Source organism: Haloferax sulfurifontis (assembly GCF_014635105.1).
In the GTDB taxonomy this organism is placed as follows: domain Archaea; phylum Halobacteriota; class Halobacteria; order Halobacteriales; family Haloferacaceae; genus Haloferax; species Haloferax denitrificans.
In genome coordinates this window covers 636,171-657,524 of the sequence record NZ_BMCI01000001.1, presented here as the reverse complement: position 1 = coordinate 657,524, position 21,354 = coordinate 636,171, and the positions used below count along the sequence as shown (strand labels likewise).

General features: G+C 68.7%; 20 protein-coding genes. 15 read left to right on the top strand and 5 right to left on the bottom strand.

The window, feature by feature from the left end:
* Positions 1-9: 9 nt before the first annotated feature.
* The gene (locus IEV64_RS03520; protein WP_188423156.1) at positions 10-1,464 is read right to left on the bottom strand and encodes a DUF58 domain-containing protein; all 1,455 of its coding nucleotides are present in this window, start codon (positions 1,462-1,464) and stop codon (positions 10-12) included.
* A gap of 259 nt (positions 1,465-1,723) precedes the next feature.
* On the opposite strand from IEV64_RS03520, the gene IEV64_RS03515 reads away from it, so the two are divergent.
* The 11 genes from IEV64_RS03515 (at position 1,724) to IEV64_RS03465 (ending at position 11,593) form a co-directional block, all read left to right on the top strand.
* Positions 1,724-3,916: a DUF4129 domain-containing protein gene (locus IEV64_RS03515; protein ID WP_188423263.1), complete on the top strand. Its 2,193-nt coding sequence runs from the start codon at positions 1,724-1,726 to the stop codon at positions 3,914-3,916.
* Between the two features lie 60 nt (positions 3,917-3,976).
* On the top strand, positions 3,977-4,984 hold the full coding sequence (locus IEV64_RS03510) for a DUF1616 domain-containing protein (protein WP_188423155.1): 1,008 nt from the start codon (positions 3,977-3,979) through the stop codon (positions 4,982-4,984).
* A 191-nt stretch (positions 4,985-5,175) separates the two neighbouring features.
* Positions 5,176-5,823, top strand: coding sequence for a rod-determining factor RdfA (rdfA, locus tag IEV64_RS03505; RefSeq protein WP_188423154.1), 648 nt, complete (start codon positions 5,176-5,178; stop codon positions 5,821-5,823).
* Between the two features lie 35 nt (positions 5,824-5,858).
* Positions 5,859-7,820: an archaea-specific SMC-related protein gene (locus IEV64_RS03500; RefSeq protein WP_188423153.1), complete on the top strand. Its 1,962-nt coding sequence runs from the start codon at positions 5,859-5,861 to the stop codon at positions 7,818-7,820.
* A gap of 293 nt (positions 7,821-8,113) precedes the next feature.
* Positions 8,114-8,467, top strand: a complete 354-nt coding sequence (gene ddfA / locus IEV64_RS03495) for a DdfA family disk-determining factor (RefSeq protein ID WP_306452310.1) — start codon at positions 8,114-8,116, stop codon at positions 8,465-8,467.
* 276 nt (positions 8,468-8,743) lie between these two features.
* Positions 8,744-9,022, top strand: a complete 279-nt coding sequence (samp3, locus tag IEV64_RS03490) for a ubiquitin-like modifier protein SAMP3 (protein ID WP_004969175.1) — start codon at positions 8,744-8,746, stop codon at positions 9,020-9,022.
* 1 nt (position 9,023) lies between these two features.
* Positions 9,024-9,281, top strand: coding sequence for a MoaD-like domain-containing protein (locus IEV64_RS03485; protein ID WP_007275588.1), 258 nt, complete (start codon positions 9,024-9,026; stop codon positions 9,279-9,281).
* Entirely contained in the window at positions 9,278-9,718 is a 441-nt protein-coding gene (locus IEV64_RS03480) for a DUF8048 family protein (RefSeq protein ID WP_007275589.1), read from the top strand. Before IEV64_RS03485 ends, IEV64_RS03480 begins: the two co-directional genes overlap by 4 nt.
* A 66-nt stretch (positions 9,719-9,784) precedes the next feature.
* Positions 9,785-10,480: an AzlC family ABC transporter permease gene (locus tag IEV64_RS03475; protein ID WP_050459488.1), complete on the top strand. Its 696-nt coding sequence runs from the start codon at positions 9,785-9,787 to the stop codon at positions 10,478-10,480.
* Positions 10,481-10,819 (top strand): AzlD domain-containing protein, encoded by a 339-nt coding sequence (locus IEV64_RS03470; protein ID WP_007275591.1) that lies wholly within the window; start codon positions 10,481-10,483, stop codon positions 10,817-10,819.
* 57 nt (positions 10,820-10,876) lie between these two features.
* The gene (locus IEV64_RS03465) at positions 10,877-11,593 is read left to right on the top strand and encodes a DUF7978 family protein (RefSeq protein WP_188423152.1); all 717 of its coding nucleotides are present in this window, start codon (positions 10,877-10,879) and stop codon (positions 11,591-11,593) included.
* 57 nt (positions 11,594-11,650) lie between these two features.
* On the opposite strand, the gene IEV64_RS03460 is transcribed toward IEV64_RS03465, so the two are convergent.
* On the bottom strand, positions 11,651-13,582 hold the full coding sequence (locus tag IEV64_RS03460) for an aldehyde ferredoxin oxidoreductase family protein (RefSeq protein ID WP_007275593.1): 1,932 nt from the start codon (positions 13,580-13,582) through the stop codon (positions 11,651-11,653).
* 126 nt (positions 13,583-13,708) lie between these two features.
* A complete protein-coding gene (locus tag IEV64_RS03455) occupies positions 13,709-14,788 on the bottom strand; it encodes an Ig-like domain-containing protein (protein WP_188423151.1) in 1,080 nt (359 codons plus the stop codon).
* 143 nt (positions 14,789-14,931) lie between these two features.
* Between IEV64_RS03455 and IEV64_RS03450 the strand changes: the two genes are divergently transcribed.
* Both IEV64_RS03450 and IEV64_RS03445 read left to right on the top strand, forming a co-directional pair.
* Positions 14,932-15,780 carry a DICT sensory domain-containing protein gene (locus tag IEV64_RS03450; protein ID WP_188423150.1) on the top strand — a complete coding sequence of 283 codons (849 nt, stop codon included), beginning with the start codon at positions 14,932-14,934 and terminating at the stop codon, positions 15,778-15,780.
* Between the two features lie 79 nt (positions 15,781-15,859).
* On the top strand, positions 15,860-16,942 hold the full coding sequence (locus IEV64_RS03445) for an archaeosine biosynthesis radical SAM protein RaSEA (protein ID WP_007275596.1): 1,083 nt from the start codon (positions 15,860-15,862) through the stop codon (positions 16,940-16,942).
* Between the two features lie 511 nt (positions 16,943-17,453).
* On the opposite strand, the gene purQ is transcribed toward IEV64_RS03445, so the two are convergent.
* Positions 17,454-18,128, bottom strand: coding sequence for a phosphoribosylformylglycinamidine synthase I (purQ, locus tag IEV64_RS03440; RefSeq protein WP_007275597.1), 675 nt, complete (start codon positions 18,126-18,128; stop codon positions 17,454-17,456).
* Position 18,129: 1 nt separating this feature from the next.
* Positions 18,130-18,381, bottom strand: coding sequence for a phosphoribosylformylglycinamidine synthase subunit PurS (gene purS / locus IEV64_RS03435; RefSeq protein ID WP_004969187.1), 252 nt, complete (start codon positions 18,379-18,381; stop codon positions 18,130-18,132).
* 285 nt (positions 18,382-18,666) lie between these two features.
* Here purS and IEV64_RS03430 point away from each other — a divergent pair, with 285 nt between their 5' ends.
* Together IEV64_RS03430 and IEV64_RS03425 are read left to right on the top strand one after the other, a co-directional pair.
* Positions 18,667-20,088: a GntP family permease gene (locus tag IEV64_RS03430; protein ID WP_188423149.1), complete on the top strand. Its 1,422-nt coding sequence runs from the start codon at positions 18,667-18,669 to the stop codon at positions 20,086-20,088.
* 144 nt (positions 20,089-20,232) lie between these two features.
* Complete coding sequence (locus tag IEV64_RS03425) at positions 20,233-21,216, top strand: formyltetrahydrofolate deformylase (protein WP_188423148.1); 984 nt, start codon at positions 20,233-20,235, stop codon at positions 21,214-21,216.
* Positions 21,217-21,354: the final 138 nt, after the last annotated feature.

Below are 21,354 nucleotides of genomic sequence, written 5' to 3'. Positions count from 1 at the left end.
CCATCGGTATCACTCCGCGGCGGTGGCCCGCCCCGTCGCCAGTCTCATCGCGCTCTTCGGGGCGACCTCGTAGGCGGTGACGTTCGGCAGGCGTTCGAGGCGCTTTCTGAACTCCTCGAAGGCGACGAACCCGGCCGCGTCGCCCGCTCCGTTCGCCCCGTTCGCATCGACGGTCTCGCCCTCGGCCGCGTCGTCGAAGAACGTCGTCGGCGTGAGGAAGACGCTCGTCTGGGAGCTTCGTTTCGACGCGACGACGACCGCCTCGTACGTCTCGACTTTCGCCGAGTCGTCGGTGACGAGCACGAGGTGGTCCTGTCGGTCCGACCGCGAGCACGCGGACTTCACCGCGTCGAAAAGCGGCCGGTCGCTGACCCGCGAGACGTAGCTCTCGCCGTCTTTGAGGTACGGGCGGAGCGTCGCCGCGAACGCCGAGTCGTCGCCGTCGAGGCGGCGGCTCCGCTTGCGGGCGTCTTCCGGCGCGACCGGGCGGGACGCGCCGACCGGGCGGCGCGGGCTGGTCGTCGGCGCTATCGCGAGCAGTCGCCGCCGAACCGTCTGGTAGGCGTTCGACGACGAGGAGGGGCCGAACTCCCACGTCGTCGCGTCGTCCCCGACGAACTGCGCCGAAATGGGGTCGGAGTGGGACTCCGCGGCGTCGACGAGGCCGAGCGCGACCTCGCGGGCGTACGACAGCATCGTCCGCCCGGTCGGCCCGCGGTTCATGTGCGACCCGCAGTCGACCACGAGCGACAGCAGGTAGTCGGACTCAGATTCGAACTCGCGGATGTACGGGTGGTTCATCCGCGCGGTGGTCTTCCAGTCGACCTGCGAGAGCGTGTCGCCGGGGAGGTACTGCCGGGTCTCGTGGGGGACGTGCCCCGGGCCGGTCTGGTCGCTGGCGTGGTCGCCGAAGGTCGCGCCGACCAGTTCGCCGCCGCGGCCGACGTGGATGCCGTCGGGGGCCGGCGGTTCGACCAGACAGCGGGCGTCGAGGTCGAGCGTCACCGTCTCGGTGAAGAAACCGGCGCGGCCCTCGATGTCGACGGCGGCCTCGTCGAACGCGATTCGCCCGGCGACGGGGAACTCCACACTGCACGTGACCGACCCCTCGGTCTCGCCGGGGTCGAACGCGACCGTCCGGCGGGACCGCTCCGGCGCGTTCACGCTCGGCGGCGCGACGAGTTCGACCTCGACGGGCGCGTCGACGGCCTCGGACAGCGACGCCGTCAGCGTCACCGCGGCGCGGTCGCCGACGAACACCGACGTGGGCTCGACCGAGACGGTCGCAGAAAGGTCGCGGTCGACAGCGCGCATCGCCTCGACGGCGTCGACCTGCGCGACGACGAGCCACGCGGCGAGGCCGCAGGCGGCGACGAGCGGCGTCGGCTCGTCGAGGACGACCGCGTAAACGGCGAGAGAGCAGGCGACGCCTGCGAGCGCGGCCCACCGGCGGGTCGGAAGCATCGTGGATTCGATTCGTGCCGGCCAAGTTGAATGTTTGTGTTGGGCGCGGGCGGCGCCTGCGAGTGCGCCCCGGACGACCCGGGGCGCACTCGGGATTCAATCGGCCGTTAAACCGGTTGTTAACCCGGCTCAGTCCCCCGAATCGCGCGACTCGCCCGTCCGCGGAGCGTCAGCCGAATGCCAAAACCCATTAGGTCCCCCCGTCTGGCTACGGGTAGTGCGTGGAGAATCGGGCCGCCGGGCGCGGTTGCTTTGGACGATGTTCGTCGTCGCCTGTCTCGTCTCGACAGCGCCGGTGACGGTCGTTTCCGCGGGGACGGGGGCGTGGTCCGCCCCGCCCGGAGACGGCCCGGCCGCGACGACGTCAGCGCCGGTCGGTGCCGACCCGGGCCGCGCTTCGGCGCTCGGGTCGGCCGCGGGACCGCCGCGACAGACCGCGAACGAGACGAACAACAGCACCGGCGTCCTCCACGAGAACCCCGACGAGGCCGACGACGAGAACGAGCTCGACCGCCTGCTTTCGTACCTCTCGGGCGAACTCAACGGCGACATCGGCGCGAGCGCCCTGCGACTCAGTCGGGGCGAATACGCCGCCGCGAGGGCGGCGCTCGGCGACGACTACGACGACTCGCTCGCCAAGTACGTTGACGTGGAAGGCGAGACCGGAGACGACCGCGCGGGCGAGGAGTACCGGACCGTCGGCGAGACCCAGCGGGCGTACGTCGACACCGTCAGCGAGTTCCGCGAGACCCGCCGCGAGTACGAGGCGGCGAGGCAGGCGGGCGACGACGACCGCGCCCGCGAACTCGCCCGCGAGCTGACGCGCCTTGCCGAGGACGGCGAGACGCAGTCCGCCCGGCTCACGGACGCGTTCGAGACGATTTCGAACCGGACCGACGGCGACCTGACGGAGTCCAGCGCCCGAATCGGGGCGGTGCAGGCGAACATCTCCGAGCGGCGCGACGAAATCGTCTCCCGCGAGTTCGTCGCCACCCGCCTCAGCGTCGACGACTACGACCGGAACATCTCCTTTACCGACCCGCTCGTCGTCTCGGGGTCGCTCGTCGCCGACAACGGCACGCCGGTCGCGGCGACGACCGCCCGCTTCGCGGTCGGTGGGCAGACGGTCCGGTCGGCGGTCGACCCCGACGGCTCGTTCGAACTGACCTACCGACCGACGCGGATTCCGGCCGACACCTCGGCGCTCGTCGTCCGGTATCTCCCGAACGACGCGTCGATGTATCAGGCGACAGAGCGGGTCGTCCCCGTCGCCGTCTCGCAGGTGAACGCGACCGCGGACCTGTCCGGGCCGTCCGCGTCGCCCTACGGCTACGCCGACGCCGTCTCGGTTCGCGCCGCGGTTCGTGCGAACGGGACGCCGGTGGCTGACTACCCGCTTTCGGCGACCTTCGCCGGGTCGTCGGCGACCGCGGCGGCGACGGACGCGAGCGGCCGGTCGACCATCTCGGCGACCGTCCCCGCGACCGCGACGGGAGCGGCTTCGATTCGCGTCGTGCCCGACGGCGACGACAGGGCGGTCACGTTCGCCCCCGCGACGGCGTCGGTCCCGCTCGAAACCGAGGGGACGACGCTCGACGCGAGCGCCCGGGAGACCGGGAACGGGACGGTCGTCGTCGACGGCCGACTCGAAACCGACGAGGGCGAGGCCGTGCGCGACCAGACCGTCGCCGTCAGCGTCGGCGGGCGCGCGGTCGCGTCGGCGACGACCGACCAGTCGGGCGCGTACCGGGCGACGTTCGACCTCCCGAGCGACGCCAGCGCCGAGAACGCGACCGTCTCGGCCGCGTTCGACGGCGCGGGGACGAACCTCGGGTCGTCCGCCGCGACGGCGAGCGTCCGGCTCTCGGACGGTGCCGCCGCCGGCGGAAGCGGCGCGTCCGGCGGGCTCCCGTTCGACCCGTTCGACCTCGCGTGGGTCGTCGTCGGGACCGCGGTGGTCGGTCTCGTCGCCGCCGTCCTCCTCCGGCGGAACGGCGCCGGCGACTCCCTGACGGCGGCGGTCGCCGACGAGTCGGGCGCGTCGGACGCCGGCGACACGGTCGACCCGGAACCGGCGGGGACGGGGACGACGGCGTTGGACTCGGCGGCCGCGGCCCTCGACGCCGGCCGGCCGAACGACGCGGTGGTCGTCGCCTACGCGGGCGTCCGAGAGTCGCTCGGGACCGCCGCGGGGGTGGACGACGCCGCGACCCACTGGGAGTTCTGCGACCGCTGTGTCGACGCCGGCGTCGCGCCCGCCGACGCGCTCGAATCGCTCACCGCGGGGTACGAGCGCGCGGCCTACAGCGGGCTCTCGGTGAGCGACGAAGACGCCGCCGAACTGGTCGAGACGGCCCGCTCGCTCGCCGCCCCGGTCGGGTCCGGCGCGACCGAACCGCTCGATTCGGGCGACGGTACGGACTCCTCGGAAGCCGTCGGCGCGGTCGAGTAGCGCCGCCGGAACCCGCGGCTGACAAATGATTTTTGTGTTCGTGTCTCCCACCTCGGGTAGATGTCGCCGCGCCAAGACTGGCGGTTGTTCCTCCCCGGACCCGTCCGCGACCTCCCGGCCGACCTCGCGGTCGTCGTCGCGGGGGTCGCGCTCACGCTCGTCGCGACGCTCACGCCCGGACTGGCGGGGACGCCGCTTCGGGTCGTCGTCGGCCTGCCGTTCGTGCTTTTCATCCCCGGCTACGCGCTCATCGCGGCGCTGTTCCCCGAGCGCGGTCCGCCGATTGACGCCGACGAGGACCACGACCGGATATCGGGTATCGACGGCATCGAGCGGGTGGCGCTGTCGTTCGGGACGAGCATCGCTGTCGTCCCGCTTCTCGGCCTCGTCCTCAACTTCACGCCGTGGGGGATACGGCTCGCCCCCATCCTCGTCGTCGTGAGCGGCTTCACGCTCGTCGCGACGGCGTTCGCGGCGAGCCGGCGGTCGGCGCTCCCCGAAGGCGAGCGACTGGTGGTGCCCTATCAGCGGTGGTTCGCCGCCGCGCGCGACGAGCTGTTCGAGCCGGCGTCGCGGACCGACGCGATGCTGAACGTCGTCCTCGTGGTGAGCGTGGTGCTCGCGACCGCCAGCGTCGGCTACGCGGTGGCGGTGCCGAAAGACGGCGAGTCGTTCACCGAACTGTACCTCCTGACCGAAGACGGGAACGACGAACTCACCGCCGACAACTACCCGGAGGAACTCGTCCGTGGCGAGCCGGCGTCGCTCGTCCTCGGCGTCGGCAATCGAGAACACCGGCCGGTGAACTACACCGTCGTCGCGGTGCTCCAGCGCGTCGAGGTGTCGAACAACTCGACGACCGTCCTGGAGTCCGAGCGGCTCCGGACGTTCACCCCCCGGCTCGAACACAACGAGACGTGGCACGAGCCACACGAGGTCCGCCCGACGATGACGGGCGAGCGCCTGCGACTGACGTACCTCCTCTACGAGGGCGCGCCGCCGGCGTCGCCGACGGTCGACAACGCCTACCGCGAGGTCCACCTCTGGGTGACAGTTCGCGAGAACTGACGGCCGAACCCGACCGCGGTCGGGCGGCGCGTGGCCGACCAGCCCGCTGACGTTTCTCGGAACCTTCTCGAACTCTGTGAGAATCGTCCCGTAGATCGTGTAATTCGCTCGTGTTCTAGTTTTATCATCTCTGATAACCTATGGGTAACGCTTAGGGTGTTGCACGCTAAGCTTGCGACAGCGAAGTCACAATGCGAGACTCTGGAAGGACGGTATCCCGCCGCGGCGGCCGAGGTCCGAAGATAGAACGCATCGCGGACCGATACGGACTCGACGGCCTCGGCGACGACCTCGTCGCCGCGTGGCTCGGCGAGGGGCGGCCACAACGGAGCCTCCGCGAACTGGAGGGCGACGTGAACAAGCGACTCATCCGGGCCGCCCTCGACGAGGCCGGCGCGCACGTCCTCGATGGCGAGGCGGAGAACTTCTACCGACTCCTGACGAGCGACGACGTGACCGCGGGAAGCCGCACCGACGCGCGGAACACGCTCCGCGAGCGCGGCGTCGATGTCGAGCAGTTAGAGGCCGACATCATCTCTTACCAGTCGGTGTACAACTACCTCAAGCGACACCGAAACGTCGAGCGCGAGGACGACGACGACGACGGGACGGACGCGACCGAGTCGGGACTCGCGACGATTCGAAAGCTCCGGTCCCGACTTCGCACCGTGACCATCGACGTCATCGACCGACTGGTGAAGGCCGAGGCGGTCTTCATCGGCGCGTACGAGGTCGAAGTCGACATCAGAGTCACCTGCACAGACTGCGACACGCGAATGACCCCGACGGCGCTTCTCTCTTCCGGGCACTGCGACTGCGACCACGACGGAGACGAGTAGCGGCTCGGGCGCTCTCACACATCCACATCCGACACATGAACGATTCAGAGGCACTTCAGGCGGCGACTGTCCACATACGAAACATCGGCGGCATCGACGAGCGGAGCGTCAGGCTCGACCCCGGCGTCACCGTGCTCACCGGCCGCAACGCGACGAACCGAACGTCCTTCTTGCGCGCGCTCATGGGGGCGTGCGGGAGCGACGCGGTCAGTCTCAAGGGCGACGCCGACGAGGGGATCGTCGAACTCGAACTCGACGGCCGGACGTACACCCGCATCCTCTCGCGCGAGAACGGGACGGTCTCGACCGACGGGACGCCGTACCTCCGAGACACGACGACCGCGGACCGCTTTGCGTTCCTCCTCGGCTCGAACGAGGCGCGGCGGGCGGTCGTCGCGGAGCGCGACCTCCACGACGTCATCATGGCCCCGGTCGACACCGACGCCATCGAGGCCGAAATCGAGCGCCTGCAGAGCCGACGCACGCAGGTCGAGCGCCGACTCGACTCGCTCGACTCGCTCGAAGCCGACCGGCGGTCGTTCGAATCGAAACGCGACGCCCTCGAAGCCGAAATCGAGGAGCTCGAAGCCGAGCGCGACGAACTCGACGCAGAAATCGAGGCCGAAGACCGGACGGTCGAGTCCCAACGCGAGAATCAGGCGGCGTTAGACGAGGTGCTGTCCGACCTCCAGTCGGCGCGGTCGGACCTCGAAACCGTCCGCTTCCGCCTGCAGAGCGAGCGCGAGAGCGTCGAATCGCTCCGCGAGGAGCGCGGCGAGCTCCAGTCTGAGCTCGATTCGTTCGACGGCGAGGCCGTCGACCCCGGCGAGGCGAACGACCGCATCGACTCGATTCGGTCGCGCATCGAATCGCTCAACTCGACGATTTCGGAGCTCCAGACCGTCGTCCAGTACACGGAGGACGTGCTCGACGGGAAGACCGACCTCGTCGAGGACTCGCTGGGGGCGGTCGGCGGCGACGGCTCGGTGACCGACCGGCTCGTCTCGTCGGAGACGACCACCTGCTGGACCTGCGGCACCGAGGTCGGCCGCGACCAGATTCGGGAGACGACCGACCGCCTCCGCGAGGTCAGAGACGAGAAACGCGAGGAGCGCGTCGACCTCCGCCGCGAACTCGACGAGCTCGAACGGTCGATGCGGGCCGCCGAACGGGCCGAACGCGACCGCCGGAGCCTCCGCGACAAACTCCGGCGACTCGAAGACGAACTCGACCGCCGCACCGGGCAGATAGCGTCGCTGACCGAGCGCCGCGAGGGGCTCGCCGAGCGGGTCGAAGCGCTCGAAGCCGACGCGTCGGACCTCCGCGGACAGGCCGAAGGGGACCTCATCGAACTCCACAAGGAGCTCAACGAGGCCGAGTTCGCGCTCGACCGGAAGCGCGACGAACTCGCGTCCGTCCACGACGACCTCGACGCGCTCGACGCCCGGTTCGACGAGCGCGAGAAACTCGAAACCGAACGCGCGCAGGTCGAAGAAGAACTCGAAGCCGCGCGGACCCGAATCCGCTCGCTCACGACCGCGGCGGTCGAGGCGTTCAACGAGGAGATGGAGACGGTGCTCGGCCTCCTCGGCTACGACAACATCGAGCGCGTCTGGCTGGAGCGGGTCGAACGCCGGGTCCGCGAGGGCCGTCGCAAGGTCGACAAGACCCAGTTCAAACTCCACATCGTCCGCGCGTCGGACTCCGGCGCGGTGTACGAAGACTCCATCGACCACCTCAGCGAGAGCGAGCGCGAGGTCGTCGGCCTCGTGTTCGCCCTCGCGGGCTATCTCGTCCACGAGGTGTACGAGACCGTCCCGTTCATGCTCCTCGATTCGGTCGAGGCCATCGACGCCGAGCGCATCGCCGCGCTCGTCGACCACTTCGAGCAGTACTCGACGTTCCTCGTCGCGGCGCTCCTCCCGGAGGACGCCCAGGCCCTCGACGCGTCGTACCGGCGCGTCACGTGGGGCACCGACGTGACGCCGACCGTCTGACTGCCCTGGCCTACCCTGACCTGCACCGACCTGAACCGACCTGTCCGCGTCACTTCGCGACGACAGTCGCCTTCTCGCGTCTTCGTTGTGTTCGTTCCGGCTGACTCTCGCTCGGCTCCGTCGGACGTTCGGCGTCTCACTCTCCTGTCTGTCGTTTGGACTGTTTCGACTGCCGCCTCGCTCCGACAGCCCGATGCGTCGCCCCAGCGGACGTTTCACAGCCCATCTCAACCACGATAGTCTTGCATTATTTTGTCACTATCAAAGGAACATACCGATAGTACGCAAGAAATATAACAGATTGGGACGACATATCGAACGGACGATATCGGGGGGACGAAGCCATCATCACATCTGACACACAGCTCCGAGACGAGTTCGAACCGACACGGGTCTGGTACGACTGCGAGCGCACCCAGCCCGTCTCTGAAGCGGTCGCCGCGGCCGTGGACAAACACACCCGCCGTGACGCGGACCTGCCGCCGCTCACAGAGCACGTCGACACCGACGCCCTCGACGCCCTATTCGGCCGCGAAGAGCCCGGTGCGCCGCGCGTATCGGGTGCGTCGCTGGAATTCGACTACGCCGACCTCGTCGTCACCGTCGAGTCCGTCGGCCGCATCGAAGTCCGCGACGCAGGCCGGTAACCCGCCGAGTCGCTCGGCACGACGTCGGGGCGGGTCGACCGTCGCGGACGGACCACTCGGCCCGCGCCGTACCGACCTGCGAGAATCGGTACCGAAAACCGATTGGGAGGCTCGGTCGAACGGACTGTCTGGACGCTCCATCGACTTAATTGGTTGAGAACGTTCAGACGGTATATTTGCAGTTTATTTGAATTACTGTCCACGATAACGGGGGTCGGACTCCTCTGCGCCCCCGCCGCGACGTACCTTTTTGTCTCGGGGACGCCGACAAGGGGTATGGAACTCGAATTACGCTTCTTTGCGACGTTTCGAGAGGTGGTCGGCCAGAAGTCCATCTCCTGGCGGGTCGACGACGACGCGACGGTCGGCGACGTCCTCCGGTCGCTGGAAGCGGAGTACGACGGCCTCGCCGGGCGACTCATCGAAGACGGCGAGGTCAAACCGCACGTGAACGTGCTGAGAAACGGGCGCGAGGTGGTTCACCTCGACGGGATGGCCACGACGCTCGACGACGGGGACGCCGTGAGCGTCTTCCCGCCGGTCGCGGGGGGCTGACGTGGCGCGCCGACAGCGGGCGTTCCGCGGCATCTCGCCCCGCCTCGCGATTCAGTACCTCGAAGGCCTCGGCGGCGAGGCCGACGGCGACGGCCGCGTGGTCGGTCCCGACTGGACCGTCGACATCGAGACCGAGGAGGTCACGATAACGAGCAGTATCCAACTCACCGAGGTGCAACTGTCGTTCGAGGGCGACGAGGCGACGCTCGACGACCTCGTCGAGCGGTTCGCGCGGAAGGCGATGCGCGCGGGGGGATGACCGTGGGGGCAGACGGCGACCGGCGACCCGGGCGCGAACGACTCAGCGAGCGCCTCGCGCCGGACGGCGACGACGGCGGGCCCCACGGCGGTGCTATCGACGGCACGGCCATCATGCTCGCGGCCGCGAAGGCGAGCGTTCCCGCCAGCAGTCTGCCGCGGTTGCTCGACCGGGCGCAGGCGTATCTCGACGGGCGGGCCGGCGAGTACGCACAGGGGTTCGAGTGCGTCCACGAGGACGACGAGACGGCGGTGTTTCTCGTCCCGCTGGGCCACTGGGACACGAAGGGACTCGACCTCGACTTCTCGCACCGCGAGGTCGACGCCGTCCGCCGGGCGCACGCCGAACACCTCCGGCGCGTCGGCGCGGACGCCGACCGCCGCGACGAGTTCGAGACGGCGCTCGAAATCCGCGAGGTCGCCGTCGTCAGTCGGTAGGGAAAAAGCCGGCAATCCGCCCGACGATAGACGCCTATTTCGGGGGCGACGCCGTGCTACCGACAGATGCCAACCGTTTCCTCCGACCTCCTCGACGGCGTCCGGGCCGCGGGGCCGCTCCAACTCGGCATCGCGCCGTTCGGCCTCGTCGCCGGCGTCGCGGCCGTCGAACAGGGGCTGTCGGTCGCGCACGCCCTCGGCTTCTCCAGTCTCGTCTTCGCCGGCGCGTCGCAACTCGCCATGATAGAACTCCTCGGCGCGGACGCGCCGCTTGCCATCGTCGTCGGCACGGCCGTCGTCATCAACCTCCGGACGATGATGTACTCGGCCTCCATCGCGCCCTACTTCCGCGACCTGACCGCCCGGGCGAAGGCGCTCGCGTCGTACCTCCTGACCGACCAGGCCTACGCGGTCTCTATCGCCCGCTACGGCCGCGACGGCGAGACCGACCGCTTCGCGTACTACGTCGGCGCGGGCGCGTCGCTGTGGCTCGTCTGGCAGGTGACGACCGTCGCCGGCGCGCTCCTCGGCTCCGGCCTCCCGCCGGAGTGGGGCTTCGACTTCGCCGCGCCGCTGGTCTTTCTCGCCCTGCTCGTCCCCACGCTGAAGGACCGCGCGTCCGGCGCGTCGTGTCTGGTCGGCGGCCTCGTCGCCACCGGCGTCGTCGTCGCGGGCGTCCCCTTCCACCTCGACATCATCGTCGCGGCCGTCGTCGGCGTCCTCGCCGGCCTCGGCGTCGAATCCCTCGGAGGCGACGCCTGAATGCCGACCGGCTACGACTCGGCGACCGTCTGGCTCGTCATCGTCCTCGCGGGCGTCCTCACGTTCGCCATCCGCGGCTCGTTTATCTACCTGTTCGGCCGTATCGACGACGTGCCGCCGGCGGTCGAGTCGGCGCTGGAGTACGTCCCCGCGGCCGTGTTCGCGGCGCTCGTCTTCCCCGCGCTCCTCGCGCCCGCCGGCGACCTCGCGGTCTCCGTCGGCAACGAGAAACTCGTCGCCGGCGCGTTGGCCGCGCTCGCCGCGTGGTACACCGAGCGCGTGCTCGCCACCATCCTCGTCGGCATGGGCGCGCTGTGGGTCCTCCGGTTCGTCGTCTGACCGGACGACCCCCACGCCCCCAAGCTATTCGGGTCGGCGGCGACCACGACCGCACGCATGCCCTCCCCGCCCCCGCGTCTCTACTCGCTCCCCCGCGACGAGGGTCGCGCGCTCCTCCCGACCGGGGTCGCCGCCGGCGTCGCCGCGTTCGTCGTCGGTACGCTCGCGGTCGCAGGCTGGCTCGCCCTCGCCACCGACGGCTCGTTTTCCACGCTCGACGCCGCGACCGAGATGACCGGCGGAAAGTCCGTGCCGGTCCCCTTCGTGCCCGTCTGGACGTTCGGCGGCGCGATGGGCCTGCCCGTCCGCCTCGTCGAGACGACCGGCCCCGGCCGCGCGGTCGTCCTCCGGAACCTCGTCGATGGACTCGACGGTCCCGCCGACTCGTGGTACTGGCTGGGCGCGCTCCCGCCCGCCTGCGTCTTCCTCGCCGGCTTCGTCACGGCGCGCCTCACGGCGTGGTCACGACGCCCCGCCGAGGGGTTCGTCACGGGGTCGTCCGTCGCCTTCGGCTTCGCCGCCGGGGTCGCCGTCGCCGCGGTCGTCGCCCGCGTCGGCCTCGGCGACGTTCCCCCGAACGCGGAGGGGTTCGTCCGCGTCGGTTCGACCGGGTTCCATCCGACCGACCTCGACGGCGACTCGGTCGGCCTCCCGCTTTGGGGCGCGTTCTCCGGGCTCGTGTTCGGCGTCGTCTTCGGCGGCCTCGGCGGGGCGGTGGCGTCGCTCGTCGATAGACTCGTCTCCGCGGTTCGCAATCGGTCGAAAAAAGCGTGATTCGGATTCGCGCGGGAGCCGACCGCGACCGAACCGGGAGCCGGCTTGGAGGTCGGCTCAGTCGTCGGCGGGTGCCGGCGAGTCGCCGCGGGAGACGCCCGTGCCGGGGCCGATGTCGATGCCGAGTTCGTCGAGGCGCTCGTCGGGGACGACGCCGTCGACCCACTGGCGGCGGGCGTAGTACTCCTCTTTCATCTCGTCGAGTTCGCACAGCTGACCCTCGGACGCGCCCTGCCCCGGAATCGCCTCGTCGCCCTCGACGAAGCGTCCCGGAAGCGAGTCGTCGGCGCCGTCGAACCCGGCGAGGTTGTTGTAGTACCGCTCTAACGTGTAGATGCGGTCGCCGGTTTCGAGCAGTTCCTCTTCGGTCACGTCGCGGCCGGTCATGCCGTTGTACTGCAGGACGTACTCCTCGATGCCCTCCGCGAACGCGTTGAACTTGCAGATGTCGAACGAGTCCGAGATGGCGTGCATGTCCTGGAACAGCGCCACGAGTTCGCCCTTCCCGCGCCACTCGTGGGGGTCGTGCTTCTCCGGGATGCCGAGAATCTCGGCGGACGGCGTGTAGCCGCGGAGGTGACACGCGCCGCGGTTCGAGGTGGCGTAGCCGATGCCCATGCCCTTCATGCAGCGCGGGTCGTACGCCGCGATGGTCTGGCCCTTGACGGCCAGCGAGTTGTCGTAGGCGTCGAAGCGCTCGGCGAGGCCGTTTGCGCCCTCCGCGAGGGCGTCGGCGAGGTCGCCGTCGCGGTTGGCGACCTCGGTGATGAGGTCGATCATGCGTTCGGTGTCGCCCCAGTTGAGCTGTTCACTCAGGTCGTCGAGCTTGCCCTGTTCGGACATCTCCATGGCCATCGCCATCATGTTCCCCATCTCGATGGTGTCGACGCCCATGTCGTTACAGCGGTCGATCATGACGGCGATTTCGTCGCGCTCGGTGTGTCCGGAGTTCGGGCCCAGCGCGTAGGCGGACTCGTACTCGTAGGACTCGCCGCGGACGTTCAGCTCCTCGCCTTTGTGCATCACCGACACCTCGACTTCCTTCTTACAGGCGACCGGGCAGGAGTGACACGTCGGCTCGTCGACGAGGATGTTCTCGCGGACGTTCTCGCCGGAGACGCGCTCGGAGTCGATGTCGACACCCTCGGCGTCTCGCATCGCCGACGTCGAGGTGTACTTCCCGTTTTTCGTCGGGAGGCCGTCGAGCTCCTCGCCCGCGTTCATCAGGACGTTCGTCCCGTACAGCGACAGGCCGCCTTCGTTGGGCGCGGTGACCTCGGACTCGCGGATGAGTTGCATCGCCTGCTGGTAGCCCTGTTTGAACGTGTCGGCGTCGGCGGGCTTCGGCATCCGCGTGCCGGACTTCACGACGACTGCCTTGAGGTTCTTCGACCCCATGACCGCCCCCGTGCCGCCGCGGCCGGACGCGCGGTCGTCCTCGTTGATGATACAGCCGTATCTGACCTCGTTTTCGCCGCCGGGGCCGATGGCCATTATCGAGAGGTTCTTGCCGAGGCTTCCGTCGACCTCGCCTTCGAGCTCCTCGATGGTCTCGTGGACGCCCTTGCCCCAGAGGTGTTCGGCGTCGTGGAGCGTCAGTTCGCCGTCCTCGACGACGGCGTAGCTCGGCCGTTCGGCCTTCCCCGTGAACAACAGGCCGTCGAAGCCGGACCACTTGAGTCGCGCGCCGCTCCAGCCGCCGTGGTGCGAGTCAGTGACGGTCCCCGTGAGCGGGGATTTCGTCACGACCGCGATTCGACCGCTCATCACGGTCTGTGTGCCGGTGAGCGGGCCGGTCATGAACGCGAGGAGGTTGTCCGGTCCCAGCGGGTCCACGTCCGGTCCCTGGTCGAAGACGTACTTCACGCCGAGGCCGCGGGCCCCGATGTACTTTTTTGCGTCCTCGTCGTCGATTCCCTCGTACGCGATGTCGCCTGACGACAGGTCCACCCGAGCGACCTTGTCGTGATAACCACCGAGTTCAGTCATTGTAATCCTCGTTAGTTATATACGGTCGCTGTCGGGTTAGTGATTCCCACCTCGGTGTAACCGCTCGCGGTTACGCCGACGCGAACCGACGCCGGACTGTCTCGGGATTGCGGCAATCCGTGCGACTCATCCCGGTTGCGGACCGGCCGCCCGAAGCGAGACGGTTCCGGTGGCGTCGACGACGACGCTCGCGGGGCCCCGCGGCGGACAGGACCACCACGTTCCCGAGGTTGCCGTGCCGGTTTCGAGGCTCGCCGAAACGGCGTGGCCCCCGGAGGTCGTCACGGGGACGAGTTCGCGGACCTCGCCGGGGTCGAGCGCGAGCACGCGGTCGAACGACTCGCCGCCGCCCGCGGCGTCGACCCGGAGCGAGAGCCGGTGCGGTTCGTCGTCGCGGTTGGCGACCGTGAGCGTCGTGTTCGCCGGGCCACAGCCGGTCGCCCCGCTCGATACGTCGACGTACGTCGTCGGCTGGTCCGGGACCGACCACGTCGTCTCGACGCGTCGGTCGTCGGTCTCGACTTCGACGCGGTAGCTCCCGCTTCGGTACGTCACTGGCACCGACAGCCGCGCTCCCGTGGGGACGCGGTACGCCCGGTCGACGAGCCCCGTATCGCCGAGGTCGATGCGGAGCCGCGCGGTCGTCTCGGGGCCGGAGTTCTCCACGACGACGCCCGCGGGCGCGTACCACCGGGCGGAGCCGTCGCCGACGAGCGGGAGGTCGATTCGCGGCCCGTCGTCCGGGGTCGCCGCCGCGAGCGAACACTCCCCTCGCGCGTCGCACGAGACGGTCCGCCAGAACGCCGCGCCGTCTCGACCGAGGACGACCTCCAGCCCCTCGAACGCCGCGTCGACAACCCATCTCGACCGGGCCCGCAGGCCGCTGTCCGTCTCGACGAGCACCGCCGTCTCCCCGGTCGGCACCGAAACCGACAGCGCGGCGCGCTCGCCGGGCACGAGGTCGCGGTTCTCCAAGAACGCGTCGCGGCCGTCGCGGACGCCGACGACGGTTGCGAACACCGGGTCCGGCGTCGGGTTCCAGAGCGCCAGCGACCGCTCTACGCGCGCTTCGGTCGTCGGCGTCGCTGTCGGCGCGTCGGTCCCCTCCTCGGGCGTCGGCGTCTCCGTCTCCCCGTCCGGCGTCCCGCACCCGGCGAGTCCGGCGACGCCGCCCGCGAGAAGCGAGAGGAGCGTGCGGCGCTCCATGCGTGTCCTACGGGCGCGACGCATATGAACGTCTGTCGCGGCGGCCGCCCCCGCCCCCGCCCCCGCGACCGCGACGTTCCGCCGTCGCGGCTCCGACCTCCAAAACAGCTATTTCGTCGGCCGTCAGTCGTGTTCACGAATAGATGGGACTCGATAGTTTCCTCGACGCGATTGGCACCACGAGTCGGTCGCTCTCGGTGGTCAATCGCTCGGCACCCGACCCCGTCCAGCGGATGCTCGAAACCACGTTCGCCGACCAGCCGGTCGACGTCGACGAGCTGTCGGACGACGCCCGCGGCGACGACGTGGTCGTGCTCTCCGAGGGGACGGCCGAGGGGCGCGAGGTCGTGGCGACCTCGTCGCTGGAGGACGTGATGAACACCGTCCTCCTCGTGAACTCCGACCTCTACAAGACGGGGCAGACGAAACTCGACGAGTTCGAGCTTCCGTCGGTGCTCACGCGGCTCGACGACGTGCCGTTCTCCCTCCGCGGCTATCCCGAGTCCGACAAGGAGAAACTGCTCCTCGTGGCGATTTCGCGGTACATCGAGCGCCACGCGTGGCGCGCCGGCGACGGCAGGCTCCGGTCGTCGTTCCAGCGGCTCTCCCGAATCAAAGACGAGCGCGGGACGCGGGCGGTTTACCAGAAGGTCGCGTCGACCGACGTGCAGACCCACGTCTACGGGATTCCGGACTGGACGCCGCCGTCGAACTCCGACCTCCTGACCCACGGCGGCTACACGGACGAGTTCTACGACTCGTGGTTCGTCGTCTACACGCCGCCGGAGGGCGGTCCGGGCGAATCGATCGAGTCGGACGGTGGGACCGACGAGGCGGCCCCGGGCGACGGGCGGGGTATCGACGGCGCGACGCCGGGCCAGCCCGTCGCCCTCCTCGCCTTGGAGACCGAACCGAAGCGCTGGGAGGGCTACTGGACGTTCCGCCCGTCGCTCGTCGCCGACATCGACCGCTACATCTCGCGGAACATGTGAGCGGCGGGACAGGCCGGCGACCGCCGCCAGCCGAACCCAGACGAAGCCGCTTTACGCACCCGTCCGATACGGGTATCCAATGAGTAAGCCGAGCCCCGAGGTCTACGAGCGGGGACGCGGGATGGACGCGCACAACAAGGTGATGCGCGACATCCGTTCGCGGAAGCAGAAGACCTACGACCCCCACGAGCCGACCCGGGTGTGGATAGACGAGGACAACACGCCCGACGGCGTCTACGACTCGCTGACGATTATCCTCAACACCGGCGGCTGTCGGTGGGCGCGCGCCGGCGGCTGTACGATGTGCGGCTACGTCGCCGAGTCCGTCGAGGGCGGAACCGTCGCCCACGAGGCGCTGATGGACCAGATTCAGGTCTGTCTCGACCACGAGACAGAGGAGATGGACGACGGCGAGAAAGCCGGTCTCATCAAGATTTACACCTCCGGCTCGTTCCTCGACGAGCGCGAGGTGCCCGCCGAGACCCGCGACGCCATCGCCGAGACGTTCGCCGACCGCGACCGCATGGTCGTCGAGTCGCTTCCGGATTTCGTCACGCGAGAGAAGCTCGCCGACTTCACCGACCGCGGCCTCGAAACCGACGTGGCAGTCGGCCTCGAAACCGCCACCGACCGCGTCCGCCACGACTGCGTGAACAAGTACTTCGACTTCGCCGACTTCGAGGACGCCTGCGAGGAGGCCGCCGCGGCCGGCGGCGGCGTGAAGGCGTACCTCCTGATGAAGCCGCCGTTCCTCTCGGAGCCCGAGGCGCTCGACGACATGAAGTCCTCCATCCGCCGGTGTGCGGCGGTCGACAACTGCCACACCGTCTCGATGAACCCGACGAACGTCCAGCGCTACACGATGGTCGACGAGCTGTTTTTCAACGGCGGCTACCGCCCGCCGTGGCTCTGGTCGGTCGCCGAGGCGCTCCGCGAGACCGCCGACGTGGACGCCATCGTCGTCTCCGACCCCGTCGGCGGCGGCCAAGAGCGCGGCGCGCACAACTGCGGCGACTGCGACGAACTGGTGTTCAAGGCGGTCAAAGACTTCAACCTCCGACAGGACCCGAGCGTCTTCGAGCAGGTGTCCTGCGACTGCGAGGCGACGTGGGAGTTCGTCCTCGACAACGAGACGAGCTACAACATGCCGCTCGTGAAGTAAGCGCGCCGAGGCGCGCGACTGAGCGTCACCGCCGATGTCGCCTTCGCGCGGGCGCACACTCGCGCTGAACCGAGAACCGGAACCGCGGCGTCGCCCGTCCGCATCTCCGACCGTTCGTCCACTATCTCGCGTTGTTTTCCCGTATTCGACCGCGTTAGGGGGTGCTATCCGAAAGTAACAGGCTCCTAACCGTTGGATAGGATATTCGTATCAAAGAGGGTGTGAGTCGTTGTCATATTCGGTGGTTCGGACGTGTCCATCCGAACCGCCCGCCATCATGACGAAACACACGTACAAGACCGTCTACTACGCGGATGGGTGGTTCGAGATACGCGAAGAGGAGAACGCCGAGGCGTGGATCGCCACGGACGCTCCCTGCGGTCTCGCCCCATAGCACGCGGTACGCGGGCCGAAACCTCGACACTCCAACATCGCTCATCGTGTACGCCGCTACGTTCGCCAACCGGCCCCGTACCGCCCGCCACCGCGGCGGACGGTCTTTTTTATACCCCTACCCCTCGAAGCCCGCCAGCACGCCCCGACCGTCGGTGTTGCCGAGTTGCGGGAGCGACGCCCGCTCGGGGTGCGGCATCAGCACCGCGACGGACTCGCTGTCGCCGAGGACGCCCGCGACGTTCCCGAGCGAGCCGTTGGGGTTCGCCTCGTCGGTGACGTTGCCGTCCTCGTCGCAGTAGCGGAACAGAATCCGGTCGTCGGCTTCGAGTTCCTCGTAGCGTTCGGCGTCGAGTTCGAAGCGACCCTCGCCGTGGGCGATGGGGAGTTCGATGACCTCGCCTTCCTCGTACGCCGCGGTCCAGCGCGTGTCGGCGTTCTCGACGCGGAGGTAGACGTGTTCGCACTGGAAGCGGGCGCTCGCGTTCGTCGTGAACGCGCCGGGGGTGAGCCCGGACTCACAGCCGATCTGTGCGCCGTTGCAGACGCCGAGGACGGGAACGCCATCTTCGGCCGCCTCGCGGACCGATTTCATGATGGGCGAGCGGGCGGCCATCGCGCCGCCGCGCAGGTAGTCGCCGTACGAGAAGCCGCCGGGGAGGACGATGCCCGTCGTCTCCTCGGGCAGGGGGTCTTCGTGCCAGACGCGCTCGGCCTCGAAGCCGAGGTCCGACAGCGCGCGCACGGCGTCGCGGTCGCAGTTCGAGCCGCCGAACTGCACGACTGCGATCATCTCAGGCCTCGGCGACCGCGACCTCGTAGTCGTGGATGGTCGGGTTCGCCAGCAAGCGTTCTGCCATCTCGTCGGCGCGGGCCTCGGCCTCGTCGGCGTCGGCCGCGTCGAGGTCCACCTCGTAGCGTTCGGTGAAGCGTAGCGCGTCGAGCTCGAAGCCGAGTCGTTCCAGCGCGCGCTTCGTCGTCTCCGCCTCCGGGTCGAGTACGCCGCGCTTGAGGCGCACCGTCACCGTCGCGGTGTAAGTGGTCATCAGGTGGCGATGCGCGGTCATGTGCAAAAACGGTTTTGGGTCGTGTTTGATATACACAGATGTGCGTATCGGTGCGCCGGTCGGCGACGAAGCCGCCGGAGACCGCGCCACATCGCCGTCGTCGGAGCCTCTGACGGGCGAGTCTCCGCGTCAGTCCCCCGGCTCGAACTCATATTCTTTGTTATACATACTATACAAATTATTTCGCTTAATTTTTAATATAATAATTACATACATGATATATGATAATCATTTTTATACCATGAGTGATACGCAGTCTCACGCATGGCAATCGAATTCGCACAGAGTCCGCTCTTGACGTTCGTCGTCGGACTCGCGTTGGTCGTGTTGCTACTGGTCGTGTTAGACCTCCCCGCGTTCGTCGGCCTGGCGATAGCCGCGTTCGCGGTCGGACTCGTCAACGCGGCGTTCGTCCCCGACTTCGCGCTCGCCGACGCGGCGACGCGGACGGCGTCCGCCTTCGGCGACGGGATGGCCGGCATCGGGATTCCCATCCTGATGGCCGCCATCATCGGGAAGTCGATGCTCGAAAGCGGCTCCGCCCAGCGAATCGTCCGCTCTTTCCAGTCGCTCGTCGGGAAGGGTAACAGCGACATCGCGCTGTGGGGGAGCAGTACCGTGCTCGCCATCCCCGTGTTCTTCGACAGCGTGTTCTACCTCATGGCCCCCCTCGCGCGGTCGATGCGCGCCCGAATGGGCGACAACTACGCGCTGTACCTCGTGGTCGTCGGGGCCGGCGCGGCGACGGCCCACGTGTTCGTCCCGCCGACGCCCGGCCCGCTCGCGGTCGCCAGCGAAGTCGGGGCGGACATCGGCACCACGATGCTCATCGGCGTCACCGTCGCCGTCCCGTCGGCCACTATGGGCGGCCTCGTCTACGGCCGCTGGATTAACCGCCACGTCGACATCCCCCTCCGCGACGCGATGGGGACGACCACGGAGGAACTGCAGGAGCGCGCCCAGCGCGACGTGTCGTCCCTGCCGAGTTTCCTCGAAGCCACCGCGCCCATCGTCATCGCCGTCGCGCTCGTCGGGTCGCTCACCGTCGTCAACGCCCTCGAAGGCGTGACGGTGGCTGAACCGTTCCAGCCCCTCGTCTCGTTCGTCGTGGATAACCGACCGTTCGTCGCGTTCATCGGCGACAAGAACGTCGCGCTGACCGTCGCCGCGCTCGCCGCGGCCTACACGTACTACCGCTGGTCCGACCTCTCGCGGTCCGACTGGGAGGACGAACTCACCGAGGCGCTCAAAAGCGGCGGCAACATCGCGGCCATCACCGCGATGGGCGGCGCGTTTGGCGCGCTCCTCGCGGCCTCGGGAATCGGCTCCTACCTCGCCAACGGCCTCGAAGGCTTCGGCATCCCGCTTCTCGTGACCGCGTGGCTCATCGCCGCCATCGTCCGCATCGCGCAGGGCTCCGCGACCGCGGCGATGCTCACGGCCGCCGGCATCATGGCCCCGCTCACCGGCCAGCTTCCGGTCCACACCGCGTATCTGGTGATGGTCATCGGCGCGGGCGGCAACATCTGCTCGTGGTACAACGACTCCGGCTTCTGGCTCGTCAAGGAAATCGGCGGGCTCACGCAGATGGAGACGCTGAAGACGTGGACCGCGCTGACGACGATTATCTCCGTGACTGGTCTCGTCGTCGTCCTCATCGTCTCGTCGATACTGCCGCTGGCGTAGGCGATTTCACCGTCACGTCGGCTTTTCCTTTTGACGGTGATTCACGGTCGTTCCCGAGGGATTCGCTTGCGGAGAACGACAGCGGTTTACCGTTCGCCGACGCAGGACGGGTATGTTCAGCTTCGAACAGCTGGAGGTGACGGTATGACTCGCGAACTCACCGAAATCACGGTCATCGGAGGAGACAAGACCGGACTCATCGCGAACGTGACCACCCTGCTGTTCGAGCGCGGAATCAACGTCGAGGACTTAGACCAGGCGGTCCGCGAGGGAATCTTCCGGATGACCCTCCACGCCGACACCGCGGAGATGACCTGCTCGCGCGACGAGCTTCGGGCGGCGCTGTCCGACCTCGGCGACGACCTCGGCGTCGACGTGCAGGTCCGGTTCCCCTCGGACCGCGAGACCCGCGAAATCGCCGTCCTCGTCACGAAGGAGTCCCACTGCCTCGAAGCGCTGTTCGAGGCGTGGGCCAACGACGACCTCGGCGCGGACATCTCGGTCGTCATCGGCAACCACGACACGCTCGAACCGCTGGCGAGCCACTACGACGTCCCCTTCCACGACATCGGCGACCAGAAGGGAACCGCCAACGAAGAGCGCCTGCTCGACCTCCTCGAACAGTACGACGTGGACCTCATCGTCCTCGCGCGCTACATGCGCATCCTCGGCCCGAACGTCGTCTTCCGCTACGAGGACCGCATCATCAACATCCACCCGTCGTTGCTCCCGGCGTTCCCCGGCGCGGCCGCCTACCGGCAGGCGAAAGAGGAGGGCGTCCGCATCGCCGGCGTCACCGCCCACTACGTGACGACCGACCTCGACCAGGGCCCAATCATCACCCAGCGCGCCTTCGACGTGCCGGACGACGCCTCGATCGACGAAATCAAAGAGCGCGGCCAGCCGCTCGAGGCCGACGCGCTCCTCGAAGCCGTGAAGCTCCACCTCAACAACGACGTGTCGGTCCACCGCGGCCGCACCAGCCTCCGCGAGAGCGCCGACCCCGAGCGCTACCAGCTCGGTCTCACCCGCGAGGCACAAGCGTCGAACCCCGACCGCCCGGTCGACGGTATCATCGACGCCCTCGGCGAGCGCGAGGCGCTCGCGCCCGAACTGTCCGAGGACTGAGGCGACGACGAACGGGGCGACCCCCACCGGACACCAGACCTATTTTACCGGCGACGCGATTCGGAGCCGTGCCCGTCTCTCTCCGCTATCGCGTCGCGCTCGGCGTCGTCCAACTCCTGCGCCGCGACTGGCGGTTCC